We start from the raw sequence: 22,732 nt of genomic DNA on the forward strand, positions 1-22,732 counted from the left end.
TTTGCAGGTTTTAACTGTTGTTCAAAACTCGATAAGCTTTACCTCACTATCCGGCAGCCTTCATGCCCTTTGATCAGTAAACGCTGACCGCCTGTTTGTTTATCAAACGGATGGCCTGCGCCTGTGCTGCCGACGCGAGGTGAGCAATGCATTCGATGACTGAATTTGGTAAAAGCCTGCGCACGCCCCGTTTTGTCAGGGCTGGCGCGCGCAACGCTTATGTAGCCGACGGTATATGTGTCGTCATATTGGCCGTCTTCATTGCACTGTTGTGGTATGGCGTGGGCCAGATGTTACAGTCCCTCGCAGTGCTCGACTCAAGCCCGGTTACACTCGATCCGGCGCGGCTTCCGGAATACGCCCTGCGTACCACATTGCGCATGTTTATCGCGCTGGCGGCTTCGCTGATATTCACCTTCATCGTCGCCACCCTGGCCGCTAAAAGTCGCAAGGCGGAACAGGTCATTATTCCTGCACTGGATATTCTTCAATCTGTCCCGGTGCTGGGTTTTCTGACCTTTACCGTCACGTTCTTCATGGGGCTGTTTCCCGGTCGGCAACTGGGCGTCGAATGCGCGGCGATCTTTGCCATCTTCACCAGCCAGGCCTGGAATATCGCTTTCAGTTTCTATCAGTCACTGCGCACTGTGCCGAATGACCTGAGTGAAGTCAGTCGCCAGTTCGGGCTCTCGCCCGTGCTGCGTTTCACTCGGCTGGAGCTGCCGTTCGCCATACCGGGGCTGGTGTGGAACATGATGATGTCGATGTCCGGCGGCTGGTTTTTCGTGGTCGCCTGTGAAGCGATTTCGGTCGGCGACACCACGGTCAATCTGCCCGGCATCGGCTCATGGCTGGCGCTGGCCGTCGAGCAGAAAAACCTGCCTGCGATTGGCTGGGCCGTCGGTGCGATGGCGTTAGTCATCCTGGCTTACGACCAACTGCTGTTCAGGCCGGTGGTGGCCTGGGCGGACAAATTCCGCTTCGAGCAAACCGCCTCGTCGAAGCGTCCGCGTTCGTGGGTGTACAGCGTACTGGGCCGCTCGCGACTGGCTCCCTTGCTTGGCGCACTGCTGGCCGCACCGTGGAAAGGCCTGATGCTGATCGACTGGCGGGTGGTGTCGCGGTTCTGGAAAGTCAAACCGACGCCACGGGTCGCCCGATTGATCGACTACCTGTGGTTGGGGATGGTCATGGCGGCATGCCTGACCGCCAGTCTTTACCTGTTCCGTTTCATCGAAGCGTCACTTGGCTTGAGCGACATGATCACTGCCTTCGGTCTGGGCCTGGCGACCATGCTGCGGGTGATTGTGCTGATCATGGTTGCCAGCCTGATCTGGGTGCCCGTCGGGGTCTGGATCGGCCTGCGCCCGGTGTGGGCCGAGCGCCTGCAACCGATTGCGCAATTCATGGCGGCGTTTCCGGCCAATGTGCTGTTTCCCTTCGCCGTGATCGCCATCGTCGGGCTGCACCTGAACCCGGACATCTGGCTGTCGCCGCTGATGGAGCTGGGCACGCAGTGGTACATCCTGTTCAACGTGATCGCCGGGGCCAGCGCCTTGCCGACCGACCTGCGCGAAGCGGCCAGCATGTTCAACATGCGCGGCTGGCAGTGGTGGCGCCGCGTGGCATTGCCGGGGGTGTTTCCCTATTACGTGACCGGCGCACTGACCGCGTCCGGCGGCTCGTGGAACGCCAGCATCGTCGCCGAGGCGGTGTCCTGGGGTGATCAGCATTTGCAGGCGGCGGGGCTGGGTTCGTACATCGCCAGTGCGACCCAGGCGGGAGACTTTCCGCGTGTGGCGCTGGGTATCGCCGTCATGTCGGTCTTCGTGATCGCTTTCAACCGGTTGTTGTGGCGCCCGCTGTACGGGTTTGCCGAGCGACGTCTGAGTCTTGTGTGATTTTTGAGTAGGGAGGGCACCATCATGATGGCTGTCGAAACGCGTTGCCTGGTAGATGTTCAGAAAGTTCGACATGTGTACGGCAAAGCCAGCAAAGAGCGCCTGGTGCTGGATGACGTGACCCTGCAACTCAACGAGAACGAAATCGTCGGCCTGCTGGGGCGCTCCGGCTCGGGCAAGTCGACCCTGTTGCGCTCCATCGCGGGGCTGGTGGTGCCGACTGAAGGCCAGGTGAAGTTTCCTCGCGTTGCGCAAGGGCAGGCGATGTCGGTGGGCATGGTGTTCCAGAGCTTCGCTCTGTTTCCCTGGCTGACCGTGCTGGAAAACGTCGAAGTCGGCCTCGAAGCGCAGCGCGTGCCGGCGGCCGTGCGTCGCAAGCGTGCACTGGCAGCGATCGATCTGATCGGGCTGGACGGTTTCGAGAGCGCCTACCCCAAGGAGCTTTCCGGAGGTATGCGCCAGCGCGTCGGCATGGCGCGTGCGCTGGTCATCGATCCGGATGTGCTGCTGATGGATGAGCCGTTTTCCGCGCTCGACGTATTGACCGCCGAAACCCTGCGCACCGACCTGCTGGACATGTGGAGCGAGGGGCGCATGCCTATCAAGTCGATCCTGATGGTGACGCACAACATCGCTGAAGCGGTGCTGATGTGTGATCGTATCCTGCTGTTCTCCTCCAATCCGGGGCGAGTGATCAGCGAGATCAAGGTCGATCTGCCTCAGCCGCGCAACCGTCAGGACCCGATTTTCCGGGCACTGGTCGAAGAAATCTACGTGCTGATGACTCAGGACAACGACGCCGGCGAAATCCGTCAGGGGGTGTTTCCCGGCACCGGGCTGCGCATGGTGTTGCCACAGGTTTCCACCAACGCCCTGGCCGGGCTGATCGAGGCAATTCACGCGCCGCCGCATAACCTGAAAGCCGACCTGCCGGAGCTGGCCGCTGCGCTGCACTACAACGCCGACGAACTGTTCCCGATTGCCGAGGTGCTGCAACTGCTGCGTTTCGCTGAATTGAAGGGCGGCGACCTGCGCTTGCTGCCGGCGGCGGAGCGTTATGCTCTGGCCGATGTGGATGAGCGTAAACAACTGTTCGCCCAGCATCTGCTGAGCTTCGTGCCGCTGGTGGCGCATATCCGCCGGGTGCTGGATGATCGTCCCACACACACAGCACCGGCGCGGCGCTTTCGGGATCAACTGGAAGACTTCATGTCCGAGAGCGATGCCATGCAGACCCTCAACGCCGTGACTCAATGGGGTCGCTACGCCGAGTTGTTTGCCTATGATGAACTGGCCGATCAGTTCAGCCTGGACAATCCTTCCTGAGGTTTGTACGACATACTCAACAGGCCTTTTGAAACGAGCGGGATGATGCGCATGCGTGAACCTGAATCTGGTGGCAAAGCCTTGCTGGCAGTGCGGTTGATCGCCTTGCTGGCGCTGGCGCTGGCTATTGCGGTTGCCGACACCTTGACTGATCTGGAAATCGCTGTGGGCGTGTTTCAGATCGCCGTGGTGCTGCTGGCTGTCAGGTTTCTGCCGGTCGGCGGGGTGATTGCCGTCGCGCTGCTGTGCATGGCGCTGACCGTGATCAGTTACGAGATGACGACGTCCCGAGGCAGTGAAGCGTCGGGGCTGGTCAACTGCATGATCAGCCTGGCGGCCATCGCCATGACCACCTGGCTGGCGTTGCGCATGGCGCTGGCCATCCGCACGGTTCATGACGCGCGCTCACAACTGGCGCACATCGCACGGGTCAATCAATTGGGTGAACTGACGGCCTCCATCGCCCATGAACTCAATCAGCCGCTGTCCGCCATCGTCATCAGCGGCAATGCCTGCCAGCGCTGGCTGGCCACCGAGCCGGTCAATCTGGACAAGGCCCGGCAAGCTGTCGAACGCATGATCGGCGACGCCAACCGGGCCGGCGATATCATTGTGCGCGTACGCGCTCTGGCGAAGCGTTCATCGACCCACAAGGAATGGATCAACGTCGCCGATACCGTCGCCGAAATCGTGGCGTTGGCGCATAGCGAGATAGAAGAGCAGGGCGTCGCGCTGACGGTCGAGGTTCCGGAAGGTCTGCCGCCGTTGCTGGCTGACCGGGTGCAGATCCAGCAAGTGCTGCTGAACCTGATGCTCAACGGTGTGGACGCGATGAAGAAGGTCGAGCCGGATCAGGCGCAATTGGAGATTCGGGTGGACTGGCGAGACGGCGGCGAGATCGGGTTCGCGGTCAGCGACAATGGCATTGGTGTGCAGCCGGAAAACACCCATCGCTTGTTCGACGCGTTCTACACCACCAAGGAGGAGGGCATGGGCATCGGGCTGGCGATCAGCCGCTCGATCATCGAAGCCCACGGCGGGCGTATCTGGGTCACGCCCAACCCGTCAATCGGTGCTACGTTTCACTTCACTCTGCCCACCGGAAAGATGGAAACCTGATGAACACAGTCGTTACCGCCACGCAGCCTGAGGAGCCGATCGTCTACGTCATCGACGACGACCTGTCGGTGCGCTCTTCGCTGGAGGATCTGCTGGCGTCGGTCGGGTTGCGCAGCCGGTTGTTCGGCTCGACCCAGGCGTTTCTGGAAACACCGCGCCCCGACGCGCCGGGCTGTCTGATTCTCGACATCCGCATGCCGGGCATGAGCGGCCTGGATTTTCAGGAGCACATGGCCAGAGCGGGGATTTTTCTGCCGGTCATTTTCATTACCGGGCATGGCGACATTCCGATGTCGGTCCGCGCGATGAAAGCCGGTGCTGTGGAGTTTCTGACCAAACCTTTTCGCGAGCAGGACTTGCTGGACGCCATCCAGCAAGGCTTGGCGCAGGATCGCAGCCGCCGCCAGAGCGCGGCTGTCGAGGCCGAGTTGCAGCGCCGTTACACAAGCCTCAATCAGGGTGAACAGCAGGTGATGGACCTGGTGGTCAGCGGCCTGCTGAACAAACAGATTGCGGCCCGCCTGAACGTCAGCGAAATCACCGTCAAAGTCCGCCGCGGCTCGGTCATGCGCAAGATGCAAGCCGACTCACTCGCTGATCTGGTCAAGTTTGCCGAGCGGCTCAAAGAGCTTTGATGGGCATGGGCGCTGACCGGGCAGAACCGTGACGCTCCACTTCACAACTCTGCGCCGCGCTGCTTCCTTGATTTACTCCCCAACTGCGGCAGCACGTAGTTGCGTACGACGTACAGCGAACCCTCGGCACTCAGGTGGCCGGAGTCGATCTGCAGCAATGAGATGCTGTTTTCCGGACGCACCCGACAGGCGTCGGCGACACACAGTTTGTCGATCAGCGACACGAACTGGATGCCCGCCGAAACCGCCAGCGTGCGGGTGGCCTGATCCAGGGTCCTGACGCTCTGGTCCAGCGCCGGATCGCTGATGTATGCATCGGTCAGCCCCCAATGGCGGTTGGCGATGACGCTCGGCAGCGAAGGATTCCACAGCGGCAACGGGCCGATCAGCACGATATGTTTCACGCCGTAGCCCTTGAGCCGGACCGCGATCTGATGCCAGTCGGTCTTGTCGTGCCGATCCTTCTGTGCGATGACTACAACCTCCGGCCGCAACCGCTCAATGCCGCGCAGGGCCGTGCTATTGGAGTAATCACAGGCCTTGCTGGTCGCAGAGATTCGCCCTTCATGGTCGCTGAGGCTGGGCCGGCAACTGGCCGCAGCCACCTGATAGAACGGCGTGTTTTTCGCCAGCAAAGTACGCAGCCCGAGTGACAAGGCCTGCGCATGAGAATCGCCCCACAGAAACACGCCGCCAACACCCTGGCGGCGCGTGCAGGCCTCATCGATGCCTGATTGACCTCGTTGGGTCAGCGCGGAAAAGGCGTCGCACTTCAGCCAGTAAGGCTCATACAGGTTGTGCTGAAGGTCGACGTACTCCTGAATGAAATGAGCCTTGTCCGACAGGCTGATCGGCCGCAGCGTCGTCATGGCCCCTCGGGTCGCGCTGATGACAGTGCCACCGATGAACACCAGCGCAATCGCCGTGCCGAGAGTGGCAAGTCTCCAGCGCTCGCGATGCTGGCGCGTACCTGCGGGCCTCTCGATCAGCCACCACGACGCCAGCCCCAACATCAGCGCCACACCGATACCCACCAACACATCAAGGGTATCGCCCAGCCAGCCGGCATAATTCATCCACACCACCACCGGCCAGTGCCAAAGGTAGATCGAGTAAGACAGCTTGCCCGCCCACTGCGAAAGCGGGTTGCCGGTCAGCAGCGAATCGTTGCGTGCAGCGACGATCACCGCGAAAGTCCCGAGTACCGGCAGCAGCACCAGATAGCCCGGCCAGGTGTCCTGCACCGAGAGCAGAAAAAAGCTGCACACGATCAGCAGCAGCCCGACCTGCTCCAGCATCCGCTGCGACAAGGCCCGCAGCTGGAACGGGAACAGGCACGCCACGCCGCCCAGCAGCAACTCCCAGGCGCGGGTCGGCAGCAGGTAGAACGCCGCCTCCGGCCATTGCGACGACGCCAGCACGCAGACCATCAACCCTGTCACGCTCGAGCCCAGTACCCACCAGCGCAGGTTATGCAGCGCTACAAAGCGGCTGAGGATCAGCAGCGCCGCCGGATACAGCAGATAGAACTGCCATTCGACCGACAGTGACCAAGTGTGCAACAACCATTTTTCGTGGGCACTGGCGGTGAAATAACCGGCTTCGCGCCAGTAAACGACATTGGACACGAACCCCAGGCTGCTGGCCACATGAGTCCCCAGCGCGCTGTAGTCCAGCGGCAGCAGGTAGAACCAGCCCGCCAGCAACAGCACAAAACACAGTACCGCCAGCGCCGGAATGATGCGCCTTGCCCTGGACGTGTAAAACGTCAGCAGGCTGAAACTGCCTGCTCTCAGGCCGCGCACAATGATCCCGGTGATCAGGTAGCCGGAGATCACAAAAAACACGTCCACTCCGGCGAAGCCACCCGGCAGCCAGGCCGGGCGAAAATGGAACACCAGCACGGCGATGACCGCGATGGCGCGCAGGCCATTGATGTCTTTTCTGAAGTCCATGAGGGTCAGCCGTTGAATGGTCGGTAGGGAAGGGCATTGCGTTCTGGAGTCGTTGTCGGCAGCACTCAGGGCATTCAGCGTGGCGAGCGGGTTCTCGCGGCAATCCCGTAACCGACGGCCAGCCCGGCGAACAGATTGGCCACGGCCACCTCGAACATGTCGGTGGTCCAGCCGATCAGGCACCAGCAGAAGCTGATTGCCAGCAGCATGCGGCCAACGCGCGTGCGATCGTCGATCAGTTTGAACAGCAGCGGCACCTGCAACGCATACAGCAGCAGGCCGACCAGCCCCAGCATGGCCCACAGGTACAGAGCAGAGTTGTCCATGCCCAACATCACACCTGCGCCTTCCACCGGAAATATGCCCATCGTGCTGCCGACCATGCCGAAGCCTGCCCCGGTCAGCATCCATCCTTCGCTGTCCATCGCGGCAATCAGGTTGGGCCAGGTATTGATCAGGCGGTCATACAGTGAACCCAGCAAACCGCCGCTGCTCACGGCGTAGCCTTCCAGATTCAGCACCAGACCCAGCGCCGGCAACAGCAGGCCGATGGACACCACCAGCACGCACAGCAGCCGACAGCTCCAGCCCGATCGCTGGATCAGCAGCAACACCATGGTCAGCGCGAATGCAGCGGCCGGCGCCTTGCTGGTGGTCAGCACAATCGCATACAGCGCCACGGCGCTCAGCAGCATCATCAACAGCCGCGAGCGCAGGAACATGAACAGGTACAGCGTGTAGAACGCGATCAGGATCGACAGCACATTGGACACCCTGGCGAAACCGGCAATACGGTCCACGTCGTCGGCACTCCAAGTGGTGTTGGCACTCAATTCGGTTTCGCCGACGACGTAGCTGTAGCCTTTCCACGGCACATAGGTGAATTTGTCCAGAACGATTCCGATCAGTGAAGCGATCAGGCTAAAGCCGATAGCCCACGCCAACAGCTTTTTGCGATGCAGCAGATGCTTGCCACACACCAAGCCGAACACCAGTGGGCTCAGCGCGAACAGGCTGAACGCCAGATTGTGCACACTGGCGCGATGCAGCATGGCCAGCAGGCAGGAAATCAGCCACACCATCATGAACGTCCAGAACAGCGCTCCGGCCTTGAACGTGCGCAGCTCAAGTACGAACAACAGGATGCAGGCAACTTTGGGCAGGTACAGCAACGGGCCGATGCCTGCCTGATCGAAATAGAAGCGCAGGGCGCCAGACAGCGTCTCGACCAGAATCAGGCTGACAGCGACCCAGGCCACCACCGTCGACTTATCAATGGACAGAATCGACGTGTCGGCCTCGACACTGCGCACAGGGTTGAACGCCATGAGGGCTGCCTTCTTGGATGCATCGGGATTATGGCGCGGACAAAGCTACCGCCCGACGCGCAAACAGGCGCATCGATCAGCGAAGCTTCGGGAGGTGGTGAACGTCTGGAGCGAATGCTCGCAACGGCATGACAAGAGGTATATCAGTCGCAGATAGGCGAACTGTCAATTAATTGGTCGGGATTGTTGGGGGGTATCCGGCAGACACCCTCGTTCCGCACGTGGCGCTACGCGTTAATACAACTCTGCTTTTGATTCGGGCAGAAGGCCGATCTATGGGCATCCTGGGACTCGTATACGACATTGAGCCCCGAGCGCGGCAACGAGGTCCGTCACTTGGACATCTCTCGTTCCACGATCAAGGCTTCACCCCATCAAGGGTACTTTCGTCTGTCCGGTGCTGGCGGGAAGTACTGGTACAGCCAGGTCTCGCTCAGCGTGCGGTCGCCGGTGCGGATGAACATGCGCATCTCCACCGGCTCGACCGAATCGCTGTCCGGCACCCAGTCGAAGGTGATGCGGTAGCCCTTGATGTCCGGCAGCACGAGGATGTTGAAGTCCTGCACCTTGCCGTGGGTGACCGTGACGATAGGTTCGATGCCCGTGCCTTCCGGCAGACGATCCAGACCACCGCCATGGAAGTCCACCGCAAAGCGGCGGGCCCAGGTTTTCGGGTAATGCTCGCCCGGCGCCCAGCCTTCGAGAAAACCGCCCATGCCCGAGCGTGTGGCATGAACCTGCGCCAGTGGCGTGCTGACCGGTGGTAGCGGGCTCCAGAACAGCTTGTAGCCGTAGTTCATCGAATCCCCGGCCTTGACCGGCGTCTTCGGCGTCCAGAACACCACGATATTGTCCATCGTCTCGCCGGTGGTCGGCAGTTCCAGCAGGCTGACCTCGCCTTCACCCCACGCCGTGACCGGCTCGACCCACAGGCTCGGGCGGCGGCTGTACCAGACAACCGTGTCCTGATAGCTGGAGAACTCGTGATCGCTCTGCACCAGACCGAAGCCTTTCGGGTCCTTGTCGGAGAACGCACTGAACTGCGGCTTGACCGGGTTGTTCAGCGGGCGGCAGATCCACTCGCCGTTGCCGCGCCACATGGACAGGCGATCCGAGTCGTGAATCTGTGGGTGGATGGTGTCGCACATGCGGCGTTCGTGAGTGCCGCAGCTGAACATGCTGGTCATCGGCGAGATGCCCAGTTGCTGGATATCGGTCCGCGCATTGACGTGCGCATCGATTTCCATGACCACCTGACCGGCCTGGCAGTCGATGTCGAAGCGGTACGCGCCCGTCGCGCTAGGCGAATCGAGCAGCGCGTAGACCACGAAGCGGGTAGCGTTCTTGTCCGGGGTTTCGAACCAGAACTTGGTGAAATCGGGGAATTCTTCCTGACGCTTGGCGTAGCTGTCGATGGCCAGACCACGTGCCGACAAGCCGTATTGCTTGTTGCTGTCCACCGCCCGGAAGTAGCTGGCACCAAGGAACGAAACCACGTCATTGATGGCGATTTCAGGCGCTTTGAACAGCTTGAAGCCGGCAAAGCCCAGGTCGCCCTTGACCAGGTTCTTGTCGATGCCGCTGTTCTCGTAGTTGAACAGGTCATGGCGGAAATGCACTTCCCGCGCCTGCTTGTTCTGAGGGTCGACGCTGTACATACGCACGGGCGTCTTGAAACCCATGCCGACGTGGAAAAAGTGCACGTCCAGCTGGCCGTTGACGTCTTTCCACAGCGAGTGGTTCGGGTCGTAGCGAATGGCATTGAATTGTTGGGGCGTCATGTTTGCCAGGACGGGCGGTAGCACCTGCTTGTTGCTCACATAGCCTTTACTCGCCAGCTTCTTGGCATGGGCTTGCAACTCTGCAAAATCGAAATGCTCGATCTCGCCATCGGCTGCTGCGGCCAGTGCTCGCGCAGCGAACAGCCCTGAAGCCGACACGCTGCTGTAAGCGGCCAACGCCATGGACGCTTTCAGGAGATTTCTGCGATTCATAAGGGTGAAGCCTCTGAGTAATTCTGTGCGTCCTGCACAAAAAATGGCGCGCCAACAACTCCTTGCCGAACGCAAACTACCCACAACAGATAACAAAGACGAGATGCGGTTCGGAAATCGGCCAAAAAAAAACGCCGCTCACGCTCAACGAATTCGGCGCAAGGGAGGCTAAAACGCTTATTTTTACGTCCCTGCAGACTAATCGATTAAGCGCATCGCCGCTTGGCGCAAGGGTTCCAGACGAGCAGGGTAAGCAGGGCGCGTCCACTTGACCTCTTCCACAGCCGTTAAAAACTTTTTTGCCAGGCAATATTCAGCAATCATTTTGCTGACGCGCGGACGGCTCCAAGCAGCGCAACGCACCGTGTGGAGTTGGGTCAGTCACCGAAATCTCGCATTCGTTCAGCTAACAGACCTGACGAAAGTTTCACTCTGCGTGTTATATCGTAACGCTAAGATGCATGGCCATTTACAGCCCACTACAGCGCGCTCTGCGCAGGGCGATAATCAGCGGGTTCCGGGGTGTTGATGCGGGTTGATCTGGATGAGCATGCAGACCTGGAAGGTCTGCCGCGTTTTCAAATGGCGATGCAGCAGGTCAAACGCTTTGGGCGGTTGATGTACCTGACCGGCGCGGCAGCGGCTTTTGGGCTGCTGCTCGCGCTGGCGATTGATCTGTTTTCCCCGGGCTCGTTGTGGATGGCGGTGCTGTGTAACGCCGCAGCGGCGTTGTTCTTGCTAACGGCGAGCCTGCAATCGGCGCGGCATGTGGCGATGTGGCGAGCGCGCGCGTTGGGCTCGCCTGATCCCGTCCAGCCGGTTGAAGTTGCACCTGCCATCGACGAAAGCGGCTGGTACGAGCGCCTGCTTACCCGGCTGAGCGAGTCCGGCGAATCACTGATCAGGCACATCGGCCGTTCGACCCTGTGGCTGGCTGCGTGGGCGCTGCTGGTGCTGGTCGTCATCCGTTCGTTCTGGAACCTGTCATTGCTCGGCACGGACCTGTCCGCGCTGAGCAACTTGGCTGGCAGCATGATGTTGCTGCTGGCGTTCGGCCTGCTGGTTATCGAGCGGCAACTGAGCAGCGAGCCAGAAGGCCAGTCACCAGAAGCCGACCCGCTCGCGCAAATGGTGCGCCTGGCAATCATCGTCATGCTGGTCGGTGCGCTGTGTCTGTTTTTCTCCAGCGCAGACAAAGTCTGGCCTGTGCGACTGGCGGTGTTGATCGGCTTGCTGCCGCTGGGTGTCGCGCTCGAGTTTCTCTTACGTGCCGGTCTGTCCGTTTTCAGCCCGCGCAATCCGCGTATCGAGCCACGCTTGCTGGCCAGCAGTTTCATCGCTGACCTGCTGCGCTGGCCACCGCGGCCGCTGCTCGCCTTGCAGCACGAATTGCACAACCGGTTCGGTATCGACCTGCGCCAGATATGGGCGTTCAGCTACATGCGCCGCGCCTTTCTGCCAGTGCTGGCGGTGGTCGCTGCGTTGGGTTGGGCGCTGAGTGGTGTCCATGAAATACCGATGCAGGGGCGGGGCATCTACGAACGATTCGGCAAACCGGTCGAGGTGTTCGGGCCAGGCCTGCATGCAGGGCTGCCCTGGCCATTCGGCCGGGTGCTGGCGGTTGAAAACGGCGTGATTCATGAGTTGGCGACCAGCGTTTCTGCGGCCGACGCCAGCGAGCAGACTCTGGACCCGGCCGAAGGACCGCCCCCCAATAGCGCCAACCGGCTGTGGGATGCCAGCCACATCAACGAAAAATCCCAAGTGATTGCCAGCAGCGCAGGCGACAAACAGAGCTTCCAGATCGTCAACATGGACGTGCGCTTCGTTTATCGCATCGGCCTGACGGATGGGGCGGCGATGGCCTCGACTTATCACAGTGCCGATATTCCGGCCCTGATCCGCAGTACCGCCAGCCGCGTGCTGGTGCATGACTTCGCCTCGCGCACGCTGGATGAACTGCTCGGCGAGCAGCGCAGCGGTCTGGCCGATGACATCGGCAAGGCCGTGCAGGCTGACTTGAAGCGTCTGGACAGCGGCGTGGAATTGCTCGCCACCGTGGTCGAGGCGATCCATCCGCCTGCCGGTGCGGCCAATGCCTATCACTCGGTGCAGGCGGCGCAGATCAGTGCGCAAGCATTGATCGCTCGCGAGCGCGGTGCGGCCAGCGACAAGGCCAATCAGGCGCAGCTCAACGCCAGCGTTGCCCGCGATCAGGCCACTGCCGTTGCGCGTGAGGTGATGGCCACCGCGCAAGGCGCAGACCTGCGGTTCAGCGCCGAGCGGCAAGCTTATGCCAAGGCCGGTCAGGCTTTTCTGCTGGAGCAATACCTGGCGCAACTCACCGAAGGGCTGGGTAACGCCAAGCTGCTGATACTCGATCACCGTCTGGGCGGCGATAACGCGCCGACCATCGACCTGCGTTCTTTCACCCCACCGGCAGACCCAACGGCGCCGCGTAAAGCCGTACAGTAAGGAGTCGTCCCTTGAGTCTGTTCCATCATCATCACGATCACAGCGACCACGACAGCCATGGCCATGGCGGTCACGGACACCACCATCATCATCACGAAGCGGCCGGACCGACGACTTTTCCGTGGCGACGGGCAAGCCTCGCAGCGGTGCTGATCGCTTTCGCCATTGCAGCCGCCAGCCTGGTGCAGGTGCGTTCGGGCGAGGCGACAGTCGTCACCCGTTTCGGCAATCCGTCCCGCGTCTTGCTCGAGCCGGGTTTGAACTGGCGCTGGCCTGCGCCGTTCGAGGCAACCATTCCGGTGGACTTGCGCCTGCGCACCACGTCCAGCGGCCTGCAGGATGTCGGCACCCGTGACGGCCTGCGCATTATCGTTCAGGCGTACGTGGCCTGGCAGGTGCAAGGCGACGCGGCCAACGTGCAGCGCTTCATGCGTGCCGTGCAGAACCAGCCGGACGAAGCGGCGCGGCAGATTCGCACCTTCATCGGCTCGGCGCTGGAAACCACGGCGAGCAGCTTTGACCTGTCCAGTCTGGTGAATACCGACGCCAGCAAAGTGAACATCACGGCGTTCGAAAACCAGCTGCGCCAGCAGATCGATCAGCAGTTGCTGGCGACTTACGGGGTTCGTGTGCTGCAAGTGGGCGTCGAGCGCCTGACCCTGCCATCGGTGACTCTCAACGCCACGGTGGACCGCATGCGCGCCGAGCGCGAAACCATCGCCACCGAGCGTACCGCTGTAGGCAAGCGTGAGGCGGCGCAGATTCGTTCGGCGGCTGAGCGCGATGCGCGCATCGTCGAAGCGGACGCGACGGTCAAGGCCGCCGATATCGAGGCGCAATCGCGCGTCGAAGCGGCGCAGATTTATGGCCGCGCCTATGCCGGTTCGCCTCAGCTCTACAACCTGCTGCGCTCACTGGACACCTTGGGCACCATCGTGACGCCGGGTACGCGCCTGATTCTGCGCACCGACGCCGTGCCGTTCCGCGTGCTGGTGGACGGCCCGCCGACACTCGACGCCAAAGGCGGAACGCAGCCATGAGCAGCCCGTGGTTGCAGGCCAGTCGTCTGGCGTTCCTCGGGCTGTATGGCATCACACTGCTGGCGGCGCTGGGCTGGGTGACGTCCAACGTGCGCGAAATCGACCCGCAGAACCGCGCCGTGGTCATGCGCTTCGGTGCGCTGGATCGGGTGCAGAATGCCGGTCTGCTGACGGCCTGGCCGCAGCCGTTCGAACAGGTGGTGCTGCTGCCCTCGGCGGATCGGGTGATCGAGCGGCGCGTGGAAACCTTGTTGCGTTCGCCTGCCGCGCTGAAAGCGGATGAGATCGCCACCCTCTCAGCACCGATGAGCGACGCGCTGGCGGGCTCGGGCTTTCTGCTGACAGGCGATGCGGGCGTCGTGCAACTGGATGTGACCGTGTTCTACAAAGTGATTGATCCGAGGGCCTTTGTTCTGCAGGGCGATCACGTTGTGCCCGCGCTGGATCGACTGGTCAATCGCAGCGCTGTGGCGCTGACCGCAGCGCGGGATCTGGACACCATTCTGGTGGCACGGCCGGAGCTGATCCGTGCAGACAGTCAGGCCGCCGAACGCCGCGAACGGCTGCGCGGTGATCTGGTGCGCGGCATCAATCAACGTCTGACGGAGCTTGCGGCAACCGGCATGGGCATCGGCGTCGAAGTCGCCCGGGTGGACGTGCAATCGAGCCTGCCCACCTCGGCGGTCAACGCGTTCAATGCGGTACTGACCGCCAGTCAACAGGCTGATCAGGCCGTAGCCAACGCCCGCACCGATGCCGAGAAACTGACCCAGACCGCCAACCAGCAAGCCGACCGCACCCTGCAAGTGGCGCATGCACAGGCCTCGGAGCGTCTGGCCAAGGCGCAGGCTGCCACGGCGACCGTCGTCAGCCTGTCGGAGTCGGCCCAGAACCATAGCGATCCCGGTCTGATGCAGCGTCTTTATCGCGAGCGCGTGCCGGGCATTCTGCGGCAGGCCGGCTCGGTGACCACCGTCGACCCCAAAGACGATTCGCGCCTGATCATCCAGGGAGCACCGCAATGAGTGGCGAAGCCGTTCACACCCACCACGCCAAGCCTGAGGCAATAGGCAGTTTGCTGAGCAACGCCGAGCAGCGCAGCGCAGCCCGGCAATTGACCCTGGCGATGCTGGCCCTGGGGCTATTGGGGCTGGGCCTGATCTGGCGTTTTGTCGCACCGCAGCAGACCGGCGTCAGTCAGTTACTGTTGGGCGCGGCATCGTTACTGGTGGCGATCCCGGTGGTCAGCGCCGGTTGGCACAGCCTGCGGCATCCGAGTCTGCATGGCATCACCGATCAACTGATCGCACTGGCCATGCTCGGTGCCTGGGCCACGGGTGATCTGATGACTGCCGCGTTGCTGCCGATCATCATGATCTTCGGTCATGTGCTGGAAGAGCGCAGCGTCATCGGTTCACAGGAGGCCATTCAGGCATTGGGGCGCCTGACGCGTAGCCAGGCGCGTTTGCTGGCGGCGGACGGCAGCATTCGCGAGGTCGATAACACCACGCTGAAGGCCGGCGATCAGGTCGAAGTGCGTGCCGGTGACCGGGTTCCGGCGGATGGTCGGGTGCTGTTCGGGCAAGCCAGTCTGGATACGTCGTCGATTACGGGCGAGTCGGTGCCGCTTGAAGCCGGCGTCGGCGTCGAGGTATTCGGCGGTGCGATCAATCTGGATGGCTTGCTGCGCATCGAAGTGACGCGCATCGGCGATCAATCGACGCTGGGCAAGGTCATCGCGCTGATGCAGAGCGCCGAACGTTCCAAGCCACCGATCACCCGCTTGCTGGAGCGCTACGCAGGCAGCTACATGGTGCTGGTGTTGCTGATCGCGGCGCTGACCTGGTTCATCACTCAGGACGCACAGGCGATGCTCGCGGTGCTGGTTGCGGCGTGTCCCTGTGCGTTGGTGCTCTCGGCACCGGCGACCGCCATCGCGGGTATCGCTGTGGCAGCGCGCCACGGGATTCTGATTCGCAGCTCGGCGTTTCTGGAAGAGCTGGCAGACCTCACCTCGCTGGTGGTCGACAAGACCGGCACCCTCACGTTCGGGCGCCTGCGTCTGCAGTCGGTGCAGGCTGATGGGCCGCCGCATCCCCAACTGTTGGAGCTGGCAGCGAGCCTGGGTTCGGCCAGCAGTCATCCGGTCAGCCGGGCACTGGCCGGGCTGGTGGATAACAGCCGGTTGCTGCCGTTGAGCGACACCCGCGAGCGACAAGGGCTGGGCGTCGTTGCGTCGACCGAGCATGGCGAAGCAGCTTTGGGGCGTCCGGAGCTGTTTGCACAACTGGGTATCGTCACGTCGGCCGTACCTGCACATGACGGCCCGCTGGCCGGTCTGGCGCTGGATGGTGTTTTTCTGGCGTGGCTGCTGCTGGCTGACAGCGTCAAACCTGAGGCACAGGTTGCGCTGCTGGAGCTGCGTGAGCTGGGCCTGGGCCGCCAATTGCTGTTGACGGGTGACCGGCAAAGCGTGGCTGACACGCTGGCCCGGGAAATCGGCATCGCCGACGTTCAGGCGCAGGCGCTGCCGGAAGACAAGCTCAATCGCGTCATGAGTGAAATCGCCAGTGGTTTCCGGCCAATGGTCGTAGGTGATGGCATCAATGACTCGCTGGCGCTCAAGGCCGGTGTGGTGGGCGTTGCCATGGGGGCGGGCGGGGCGGACATCGCGCTGGCCTCCGCCGACATCGTACTGATCGGCAGCGACCTGCGTCGACTGGGCACCTGCGTGCGCCTCAGCCGCCAGTGCCGCCAGACGTTGCAGGTCAACGTCATCATCGGGCTGGGCTGGACGCTGGCCATTGTCGCGCTGGCCGCCTTTGGTCTGCTGGGCGCGGCGGGTGCCATGGTCGCAGCTATCCTGCACAATCTCAGCACCTTGCTAGTGTTGGGCAACGCTGGCCGTTTGCTGCGCTTTCAGGAGCCGCTGCTGAAGCTCTGAATGGGTAATGCACCGCATCGAGGCTTGACCGGCGTCAGTTGGCAGGTCTGAAAAATGGCTTGAGCTTTGAAGCGTTCTGTTACAAATTAAGCGCTAGTCGTTTGTGTGTAATCCAAATTCAGGCTGTTCCCCGGCTCGAATCAGTGGGCACAAGGCCGTTCCCCCGAGGTTGATTCATGCAGTTTTGCCGTCGCCAATAGCCTTTTCGGGCCTCTCTCGGGGCCCTTGCTGGATGACTCTTTTTGAGTTTCTGGATAAGGGGGTGATGTTGAATGCTTACGCAACTTCCAACGGTCTTGCAGAACCTTCACCTGCCATTGCGGCTCAAGCTCTGGGACGGTCACGAAATGGACCTGGGGCCCGCGCCCAGTGTCACCATCGTCGTCAAAGACCCGCAACTGGTGGCCGATTTCAGTCACCCCAGCCTCGGCCTGCTGGGCAGCGCATTCGTCGAAGGCCGCCTGGAGCTGGAAGGCTCGATCAGCGAATGGGGCGGACTGGCGCGGTTCGCTGCCCGTGAATATGGCGTGAACGTGTTCGGCATCACCCTCAGCCAGCAGCAGTTGGCGCTGGCCCGGGAAAGAATTCTGGCCGAAGGCCTGCAAGACAGGGTTGACCTGCAACTGCTCGACTACCGCGATTTGCCGCAGGATGCGCGTTTTGACAAGGTGGTCAGTGTCGGCATGTTCGAGCACGTCGGGCATGCCAATCTGCCGCTCTACGCGCGATGCCTGTTCGGTGCGGTGAAGGAGGGCGGGCTGGTGATGAACCATGGGATCACCGCCCTGCATACGGACGGTCGCCCCGTGGGACGTGGAGCGGGAGAATTCATCGACCGCTACGTATTCCCCAACGGCGAGCTGCCGCATCTGGCAATGATCAGCGCCCACCTCAGCGATGCCGGGCTAGAAGTGGTCGACGTCGAAAGCCTGCGCCCGCACTACGCCAAAACCCTGGAACACTGGAGCGCCCGCCTTGAGTCCCGGCTCGACGAAGCCGCACGTATCGTCCCCGAACAAACGCTACGCATCTGGCGCCTCTACCTGGCAGGCTGCGCGTATGGCTTCGCCAAGGGCTGGATCAACCTGCACCAGATACTGGCAGTGAAACCCTTTGCGGATGGCTCGACCGGTTTGCCGCTGACGCGGGAGGATGTTTATCGGTGATGGACGTATTGAAAGTCGAAGTCATAAAAAAGTTGCTGGTGTAGCGTTTTAAAATTATTCAGGCTGTAAGGCGGTGGCGTGTACTCGACCCGGTTAACAGTGATCGCGGTGATTTTCTCTCTCTGCGGCTTCAAGGTCATCCATGTCCTGAATATTCAGCTTGTTTTTCAAAACCGACGACCCGTTATAGCAGTAGTGGTCACGAGCTGAATCGTATCTGTCCATGGGATTATCTTCTGTGCTTGGCCAGGATGATTTCCAAGGATCTTTTTCCGTCAGGATAGGGGATGTTGATGCCTTCCAGTTTCGAGCTACTTATAAAATTCTTGAGTTTTTTTTCTTCAAAGCGTCTGTGCGGATCGAAGTTGCTTTCAAAGAAATACGTTGAACAGGTTCGAATAATAACGTCGAGTTCTGATTGATTTTTTGCTGTTATTGGAAAACCAAGGGTTTCTGACAGCTTATGCTTCGCCTGTTTGAAGCTGCCTTCCTCAATCATGCTGATGGACAAATCATTCGTGCAGAGCGTGACTCGAAGCACCTTCAGCTTTGCCAGCAACGCGGCCCATCCGTTGACGCCCAGCTTGAGCATCAACTGGGTTTCAATCAGATTTTTACCTCAGGGAATGTGCCGATCTTTTGCAGATCTTCGATTCGGTCAGCCCCTAACACTTGCCGCAGTGTCGCTGTCATCTTGAGCCTCGTGACGCCTGTTCAAGTGCGTTTGATATGAGGATTCTAGTGAATATTCATCACGCGGCCAATGTTCCATCACAACCCGTGTACGTCCTTGGTTTTCACCTTACAAAATCGGCGAAATCAGCCGGGCCACACGCATGCCCAGTTGGTGAAGGCGTCGGGTGTCGTGGCTGTCCTGGAGGGAGATTTCTCGCGCCGCAGCGAAGTCGGCGGTGAGCATGGCTTCGACTTGATTGGAGAACTCGCTGTCGACCGTCAGCAGCATCAGTTCGAAGTTGAGGCGGAACGAGCGGTTGTCGAGGTTGGCGCTGCCGATGGCGGTGATATCGTTGTCGACCAGCACCACCTTCTGGTGCAGGAAGCCCGGCTCGTAGCGGAACACTCGAACGCCTGCGCGTACGGCCTCGAACGCATACAGGCTAGAGGCGGCATAGACCACGTAATGATCAGGGCGTGAGGGCAGCAGCAACCGCACATCGACCCCGCGCAGTACCGCCAGCGCCAGTGCGGCCGACACCGCTTCGTCGGGCACGAAGTAGGGGCTGGTGATCCACACGCGCTCTTCGGCAGCATGGATGGCTTCGACGAAGAACAGCGAGCAGGTTTCCTGGGCGTCGGCCGGGCCGGTGGTCAGCAGTTGGCAGAGTACGCCGTCTTCCGGAAACGCTTCAGGCAGGCTCAGCGGTGGCAACTCGCGAGTGGCCCAGAACCAGTCTTCGGCAAATGACTCTTGCAGGCAGGCGACCACCGGGCCGATGGTTTCCACGTGCGTATCCCGCCACGGGGCCAGCGGTGGTTTCAGGCCCATGTACTCATCGCCTACGTTATGCCCGCCCATGTAGCCCTTGAGACCATCGACCACCACGATCTTGCGGTGGTTGCGGAAGTTGATCTGGAAGCGGTTGAGCCAGCCACCGCGCGTGGCGAACGCTTTTATCTGCACGCCACCTTCACGCAGCTTATCGATGTAGGAACCCGGCAGCGCATGGCTGCCGATGCGATCGTAGAGCACGAAAATTGCCACACCCTCTGCGGCTTTTTCCAGTAGCAGCGTTTGCAGTTCACGGCCGAGCCTGTCGTCGTGAATGATGAAGAACTGCACCAGAATGGTCTGCTTCGCTTCGCGTATCGCCTGGAAGATCGCGCCGAAGGTTTCTTCGCCATTGATCAGCAGCCGGACGTTGTTGTTGGCCAGGGCGGGCATGTTCCCCAACTTGGGCATTGCCCGCAGCGCTGCATAGGCATCCGAGCGCCGCGCTGCCACAGCTTCTTCAATCCAGGGTCGCCAGTTCAGATTGCCAATGGCCGCCCGCATTTCCTTGTTGGCATCACGTCGTGCCTTGATATACGCATCGAATGAACTGCGCCCAAAGATCATATAAGGCAGCAAGGTGAAGTAGGGAATGAACAGCAGCGGCATCGCCCAGGCAATCGCACCCTGGGAGGTGCGCACCGTCAACAGCGCATGAATGGCCGCGACGGTGCCCAGTAAATGAATGAAGCCGAGGACATAACCGAAAAAGTACGGGTCGTGATAATCCATGTGGAACAATGCTCCTCGCCTTGATCGCTTAACAGACCACAGCTGAACAGGAATGTCGCTATTTTATTCCCGGTGCAACTGGGCTTCGCTTATACCGTCTAAGGTTCATCGTCCGGCCGGATTGCGTCGGTCTTGTCTGCCTTCAACTGCTCGATCAGGAATCTTGAAATGAACAAACGCATAGTGGCGTGGATGTTTTGTCTGGCAACCCCGTTGGCTCAAGCGCAAATGCTGCAACCAGGCTTGTGGGAACTGACTACCAGCAACATGAAGGTCGATGGCCAGCAGCTACCGGACCTGCAATTGATGCTGGGGCAGTTGCAGAATCTGCCGCCCGAACAGCGCGCCATGATGGAACAGATGATGAAAAAGCAGGGTGTCTCGCTCGGCGGTAAAGGCGTGCGAGCCTGCCTGACCGAAGCTCAAGTGAAATCGGACGATATTCCACTGACCGACCCGGCTTCTGGCTGCACGCAGAAAATCACGGCGCGCAACGGCAAGACCTGGAATTTCCAGTTCAGCTGTCCCAAAGCGCAGGGTACAGGACAAGCGCAATTTCTCAGTGATCGTGAATTCAATACCAAAGTGATCGGCACATTCAACGCTACCGGCCAGCAACAGAACGGCAGCATGGACACCCGCGCTGTCTGGTTGGGCCCGCAGTGTGGCGCTGTAGCGCCGCGTACCTGATCAAATTCATAGCCTTATGTTCCACGTGGAACATTCGTAGCGATTGCGATGATTTGTTGTCGTTACGGTGAACATTTATAACGCAATCTTCATGAAGGGCTTCATCTTCCATCTGTAACTGCATGTTATATTGTTACTATTGATGTGGATGAACCCTTCGTGAGCCGGGATGCTCGATTTGCTCTTTGAGACATTCCATGCACCGACGCCAAGTGTTGCTCAATATGCTGCTGGCCAGCGCCGCCCTGACGCTGCCATTGGGTGCCTACGCCACGCAGATCAGCAACGCACGCCTGTGGCGCACCAACGACAAGCTGCGGCTGGTGCTCGATCTGAGCGGGCCAGTGCAATACAAAACTTTCACGCTGACCGCGCCCGACCGCTTGATCATTGATGTCAGTGGCTCGCGGTTGACCGGCGATTTCAGTCAGTTGGCGCTGGACCGCACCGTCATCAAATCGATTCGCTCCGGGCATTACGGCACGGGCGATGACATGCGCATCGTGCTGGACCTGACTGCGCCAGTGCAGCTCAGCAGTTTTCTGCTCGGTCCCGACGGTACGCAGGGCCATAGGCTGGTGCTGGACATGAGTTCCACTGCGCGTGCTCCGGTGCAGATGGCCGAACTGCCACCGCCCGTACCGGTGCCGATTCAGAGCAAGGCTCACACCGGCCGCGACATCATGGTGGTGGTCGACGCCGGTCATGGCGGCAAGGACCCAGGTGCCGTCGGTTCCCGAGGCGAGCGCGAGAAAGATGTCGTGTTGTCCATCGCCCAGTTGCTGGCCAGGCGCCTGAAGCGCGAGAAGGGCTTCGATGTGCGCCTGGTGCGCAACGATGACTTCTTCGTACCGTTGCGCAAACGGGTCGAATTCGCGCACAAATCCAACGCCGATATGTTCATCTCCGTGCATGCCGACGCGGCGCCTCGTCTGACCGCTTCCGGCGCGTCAGTCTTTGCCTTGTCCGAAGGTGGCGCAACCTCCGCGACGGCGCGCTTCATGGCGCAGCGAGAAAATGGCGCAGACCTGTTAGGCGCGACGTCGCTGCTCAACCTGAAAGACAAAGACCCGATGCTGGCCGGGGTGATTCTCGACATGTCGATGAATGCGACGATCGCCGCCAGTCTGCAATTGGGCCATACCGTCCTGGGCAGTCTGGAAGGCATCACCACGTTGCATCAAAAGCGCGTCGAGCAAGCGGGCTTTGCGGTGCTCAAGTCACCGGACGTGCCGTCGATTCTGGTCGAGACCGGTTTCATCTCCAACACTCGCGACAGTCAGCGACTGGTCACGGCGCGCCATCAACAGGCCGTGGCAGACGGCTTGTTCGATGGCCTGCAACGTTACTTCCAGCGCAACCCGCCAGTGGATTCGCACATGGCCTGGGTGCAGGCGCAAAAACGCGAACAGCAGGCCTGACGGGCTCAGCGGCAGCCGTTCAGGCGACTGCAGGTGATTTTGCTGCGCATACCGCTTGAGCTGGAAACCCGGGTGATGGTTGTCCAGCCTACGCGCTGAATGGTGCCGATCCAGGCTTCGCCATTCGAGGCAATCCCGGTGAAAAACGTCAGTTGCCCATAACGGCTGTTAGTCTGCGCCCAGCGACGTTTATCGAGCACTTCGTAACCTTTCAACCAGGTCGTCGGTCCGTCCGTGACCACGCTATAGCTATTGCCCAGCGCATCGCTGCACGCCAGCACCGTTGCACTGCGGGTGCAGCGGGCCAGATCCGGTGCAGCCGCCATCGCGAGCGTGCCGGGGAGCATCAAAAGTGCGATCAGTCCCGTCGTAAACCGTTTCATGAACAACCTGTCATCAAGGCCAGTAGCAATTTTGTGTTGTTATACTATAACATAATGCATTGATTAGAGCTGGCTGCCTGATGGATTCGTTGCAGCCGACCTGGACAAGGCTC

The 22,732-nt window shown here is 60.7% G+C and carries 17 protein-coding genes and 1 pseudogene; 11 read left to right on the plus strand and 7 right to left on the minus strand.

Features of this window, described 5'->3' with window-relative positions:
- Window positions 1-146 precede the first annotated feature (146 nt).
- Genes BLT55_RS22200 through BLT55_RS22215 form a run of 4 tightly spaced genes read left to right on the plus strand, consistent with a single transcriptional unit; the run spans window position 147 to window position 4,981 of the window.
- Entirely contained in the window at window positions 147-1,901 is a 1,755-nt protein-coding gene (locus BLT55_RS22200) for an ABC transporter permease (protein ID WP_054998612.1), read from the plus strand.
- Window positions 1,902-1,922: 21 nt separating this feature from the next.
- Window positions 1,923-3,227: an ABC transporter ATP-binding protein gene (locus tag BLT55_RS22205; RefSeq protein WP_174518596.1), complete on the plus strand. Its 1,305-nt coding sequence runs from the start codon at window positions 1,923-1,925 to the stop codon at window positions 3,225-3,227.
- Between the two features lie 51 nt (window positions 3,228-3,278).
- Window positions 3,279-4,346, plus strand: coding sequence for a sensor histidine kinase (locus BLT55_RS22210; RefSeq protein ID WP_054998635.1), 1,068 nt, complete (start codon window positions 3,279-3,281; stop codon window positions 4,344-4,346).
- Entirely contained in the window at window positions 4,346-4,981 is a 636-nt protein-coding gene (locus BLT55_RS22215; protein ID WP_054998610.1) for a response regulator transcription factor, read from the plus strand. The genes BLT55_RS22210 and BLT55_RS22215 overlap by 1 nt, the downstream gene beginning before the upstream one ends.
- Window positions 4,982-5,022: 41 nt before the next feature.
- On the opposite strand, the gene BLT55_RS22220 is transcribed toward BLT55_RS22215, so the two are convergent.
- The 3 genes from BLT55_RS22220 to BLT55_RS22230 form a co-directional block, all read right to left on the minus strand.
- A complete protein-coding gene (locus BLT55_RS22220) occupies window positions 5,023-6,936 on the minus strand; it encodes an acyltransferase family protein (RefSeq protein WP_054998609.1) in 1,914 nt (637 codons plus the stop codon).
- 74 nt (window positions 6,937-7,010) lie between these two features.
- Window positions 7,011-8,264, minus strand: coding sequence for a hypothetical protein (locus BLT55_RS22225; RefSeq protein WP_054998608.1), 1,254 nt, complete (start codon window positions 8,262-8,264; stop codon window positions 7,011-7,013).
- 374 nt (window positions 8,265-8,638) lie between these two features.
- Window positions 8,639-10,258 carry a glucan biosynthesis protein D gene (locus BLT55_RS22230; protein ID WP_054998607.1) on the minus strand — a complete coding sequence of 540 codons (1,620 nt, stop codon included), beginning with the start codon at window positions 10,256-10,258 and terminating at the stop codon, window positions 8,639-8,641.
- Between the two features lie 528 nt (window positions 10,259-10,786).
- Between BLT55_RS22230 and hflK (BLT55_RS22235) the strand changes: the two genes are divergently transcribed.
- From hflK (BLT55_RS22235) to BLT55_RS22255, 5 genes are all read left to right on the plus strand, one after another.
- Entirely contained in the window at window positions 10,787-12,733 is a 1,947-nt protein-coding gene (hflK, locus tag BLT55_RS22235; protein ID WP_054998606.1) for a protease modulator HflK, read from the plus strand.
- A gap of 11 nt (window positions 12,734-12,744) precedes the next feature.
- A complete protein-coding gene (gene hflC, locus BLT55_RS22240) occupies window positions 12,745-13,773 on the plus strand; it encodes a protease modulator HflC (RefSeq protein ID WP_074800895.1) in 1,029 nt (342 codons plus the stop codon).
- The gene (gene hflK / locus BLT55_RS22245) at window positions 13,770-14,798 is read left to right on the plus strand and encodes a protease modulator HflK (protein ID WP_055001620.1); all 1,029 of its coding nucleotides are present in this window, start codon (window positions 13,770-13,772) and stop codon (window positions 14,796-14,798) included. Before hflC ends, hflK (BLT55_RS22245) begins: the two co-directional genes overlap by 4 nt.
- On the plus strand, window positions 14,795-16,717 hold the full coding sequence (locus tag BLT55_RS22250) for a heavy metal translocating P-type ATPase (RefSeq protein WP_074800898.1): 1,923 nt from the start codon (window positions 14,795-14,797) through the stop codon (window positions 16,715-16,717). The genes hflK (BLT55_RS22245) and BLT55_RS22250 overlap by 4 nt, the downstream gene beginning before the upstream one ends.
- A gap of 272 nt (window positions 16,718-16,989) precedes the next feature.
- Entirely contained in the window at window positions 16,990-17,883 is an 894-nt protein-coding gene (locus BLT55_RS22255) for a class I SAM-dependent methyltransferase (RefSeq protein WP_055001608.1), read from the plus strand.
- Window positions 17,884-17,903: 20 nt separating this feature from the next.
- Here the strand turns inward: BLT55_RS22255 and BLT55_RS34570 are convergent.
- The 3 genes and pseudogenes from BLT55_RS34570 to cls form a co-directional block, all read right to left on the minus strand.
- Window positions 17,904-18,108 (minus strand): annotated as a pseudogene (locus tag BLT55_RS34570) (cell filamentation protein Fic); the annotation flags it as partial.
- A gap of 4 nt (window positions 18,109-18,112) precedes the next feature.
- Window positions 18,113-18,475 (minus strand): YhfG family protein, encoded by a 363-nt coding sequence (locus tag BLT55_RS22265; RefSeq protein ID WP_223862727.1) that lies wholly within the window; start codon window positions 18,473-18,475, stop codon window positions 18,113-18,115.
- A 210-nt stretch (window positions 18,476-18,685) separates the two neighbouring features.
- Window positions 18,686-20,125: a cardiolipin synthase gene (cls, locus tag BLT55_RS22270; RefSeq protein ID WP_055001609.1), complete on the minus strand. Its 1,440-nt coding sequence runs from the start codon at window positions 20,123-20,125 to the stop codon at window positions 18,686-18,688.
- Between the two features lie 168 nt (window positions 20,126-20,293).
- Between cls and BLT55_RS22275 the strand changes: the two genes are divergently transcribed.
- The gene (locus BLT55_RS22275; protein WP_055001610.1) at window positions 20,294-20,815 is read left to right on the plus strand and encodes a DUF3617 domain-containing protein; all 522 of its coding nucleotides are present in this window, start codon (window positions 20,294-20,296) and stop codon (window positions 20,813-20,815) included.
- 197 nt (window positions 20,816-21,012) lie between these two features.
- Window positions 21,013-22,236, plus strand: coding sequence for an N-acetylmuramoyl-L-alanine amidase (locus BLT55_RS22280; protein ID WP_055001611.1), 1,224 nt, complete (start codon window positions 21,013-21,015; stop codon window positions 22,234-22,236).
- A gap of 5 nt (window positions 22,237-22,241) precedes the next feature.
- On the opposite strand, the gene BLT55_RS22285 is transcribed toward BLT55_RS22280, so the two are convergent.
- Window positions 22,242-22,619 (minus strand): hypothetical protein, encoded by a 378-nt coding sequence (locus BLT55_RS22285; RefSeq protein WP_055001612.1) that lies wholly within the window; start codon window positions 22,617-22,619, stop codon window positions 22,242-22,244.
- Between the last annotated feature and the right edge of the window lie 113 nt (window positions 22,620-22,732).

Origin of the sequence: Pseudomonas cannabina, assembly GCF_900100365.1 — a bacterium.
In the GTDB taxonomy this organism is placed as follows: Bacteria; Pseudomonadota; Gammaproteobacteria; order Pseudomonadales; family Pseudomonadaceae; genus Aquipseudomonas; species Aquipseudomonas cannabina.

What these genes read in the sequence shown, in the direction of transcription:
- BLT55_RS22265 (WP_223862727.1), bottom strand. Translation starts at nt 18,475, where the DNA reads ATGCTCAAGCTGGGCGTCAACGGATGGGCCGCGTTGCTGGCAAAGCTG.
- BLT55_RS22220 (WP_054998609.1), bottom strand. Translation starts at nt 6,936, where the DNA reads ATGGACTTCAGAAAAGACATCAATGGCCTGCGCGCCATCGCGGTCATC.
- BLT55_RS22280 (WP_055001611.1), top strand. Translation starts at nt 21,013, where the DNA reads ATGCACCGACGCCAAGTGTTGCTCAATATGCTGCTGGCCAGCGCCGCC.
- BLT55_RS22215 (WP_054998610.1), top strand. Translation starts at nt 4,346, where the DNA reads ATGAACACAGTCGTTACCGCCACGCAGCCTGAGGAGCCGATCGTCTAC.
- BLT55_RS22250 (WP_074800898.1), top strand. Translation starts at nt 14,795, where the DNA reads ATGAGTGGCGAAGCCGTTCACACCCACCACGCCAAGCCTGAGGCAATA.
- BLT55_RS22275 (WP_055001610.1), top strand. Translation starts at nt 20,294, where the DNA reads ATGAACAAACGCATAGTGGCGTGGATGTTTTGTCTGGCAACCCCGTTG.
- BLT55_RS22210 (WP_054998635.1), top strand. Translation starts at nt 3,279, where the DNA reads ATGCGTGAACCTGAATCTGGTGGCAAAGCCTTGCTGGCAGTGCGGTTG.
- BLT55_RS22255 (WP_055001608.1), top strand. Translation starts at nt 16,990, where the DNA reads ATGCTTACGCAACTTCCAACGGTCTTGCAGAACCTTCACCTGCCATTG.
- BLT55_RS22230 (WP_054998607.1), bottom strand. Translation starts at nt 10,258, where the DNA reads ATGAATCGCAGAAATCTCCTGAAAGCGTCCATGGCGTTGGCCGCTTAC.
- BLT55_RS22285 (WP_055001612.1), bottom strand. Translation starts at nt 22,619, where the DNA reads ATGAAACGGTTTACGACGGGACTGATCGCACTTTTGATGCTCCCCGGC.
- BLT55_RS22200 (WP_054998612.1), top strand. Translation starts at nt 147, where the DNA reads ATGCATTCGATGACTGAATTTGGTAAAAGCCTGCGCACGCCCCGTTTT.
- hflK (WP_054998606.1), top strand. Translation starts at nt 10,787, where the DNA reads ATGCGGGTTGATCTGGATGAGCATGCAGACCTGGAAGGTCTGCCGCGT.
- cls (WP_055001609.1), bottom strand. Translation starts at nt 20,125, where the DNA reads ATGGATTATCACGACCCGTACTTTTTCGGTTATGTCCTCGGCTTCATT.
- BLT55_RS22225 (WP_054998608.1), bottom strand. Translation starts at nt 8,264, where the DNA reads ATGGCGTTCAACCCTGTGCGCAGTGTCGAGGCCGACACGTCGATTCTG.
- hflK (WP_055001620.1), top strand. Translation starts at nt 13,770, where the DNA reads ATGAGCAGCCCGTGGTTGCAGGCCAGTCGTCTGGCGTTCCTCGGGCTG.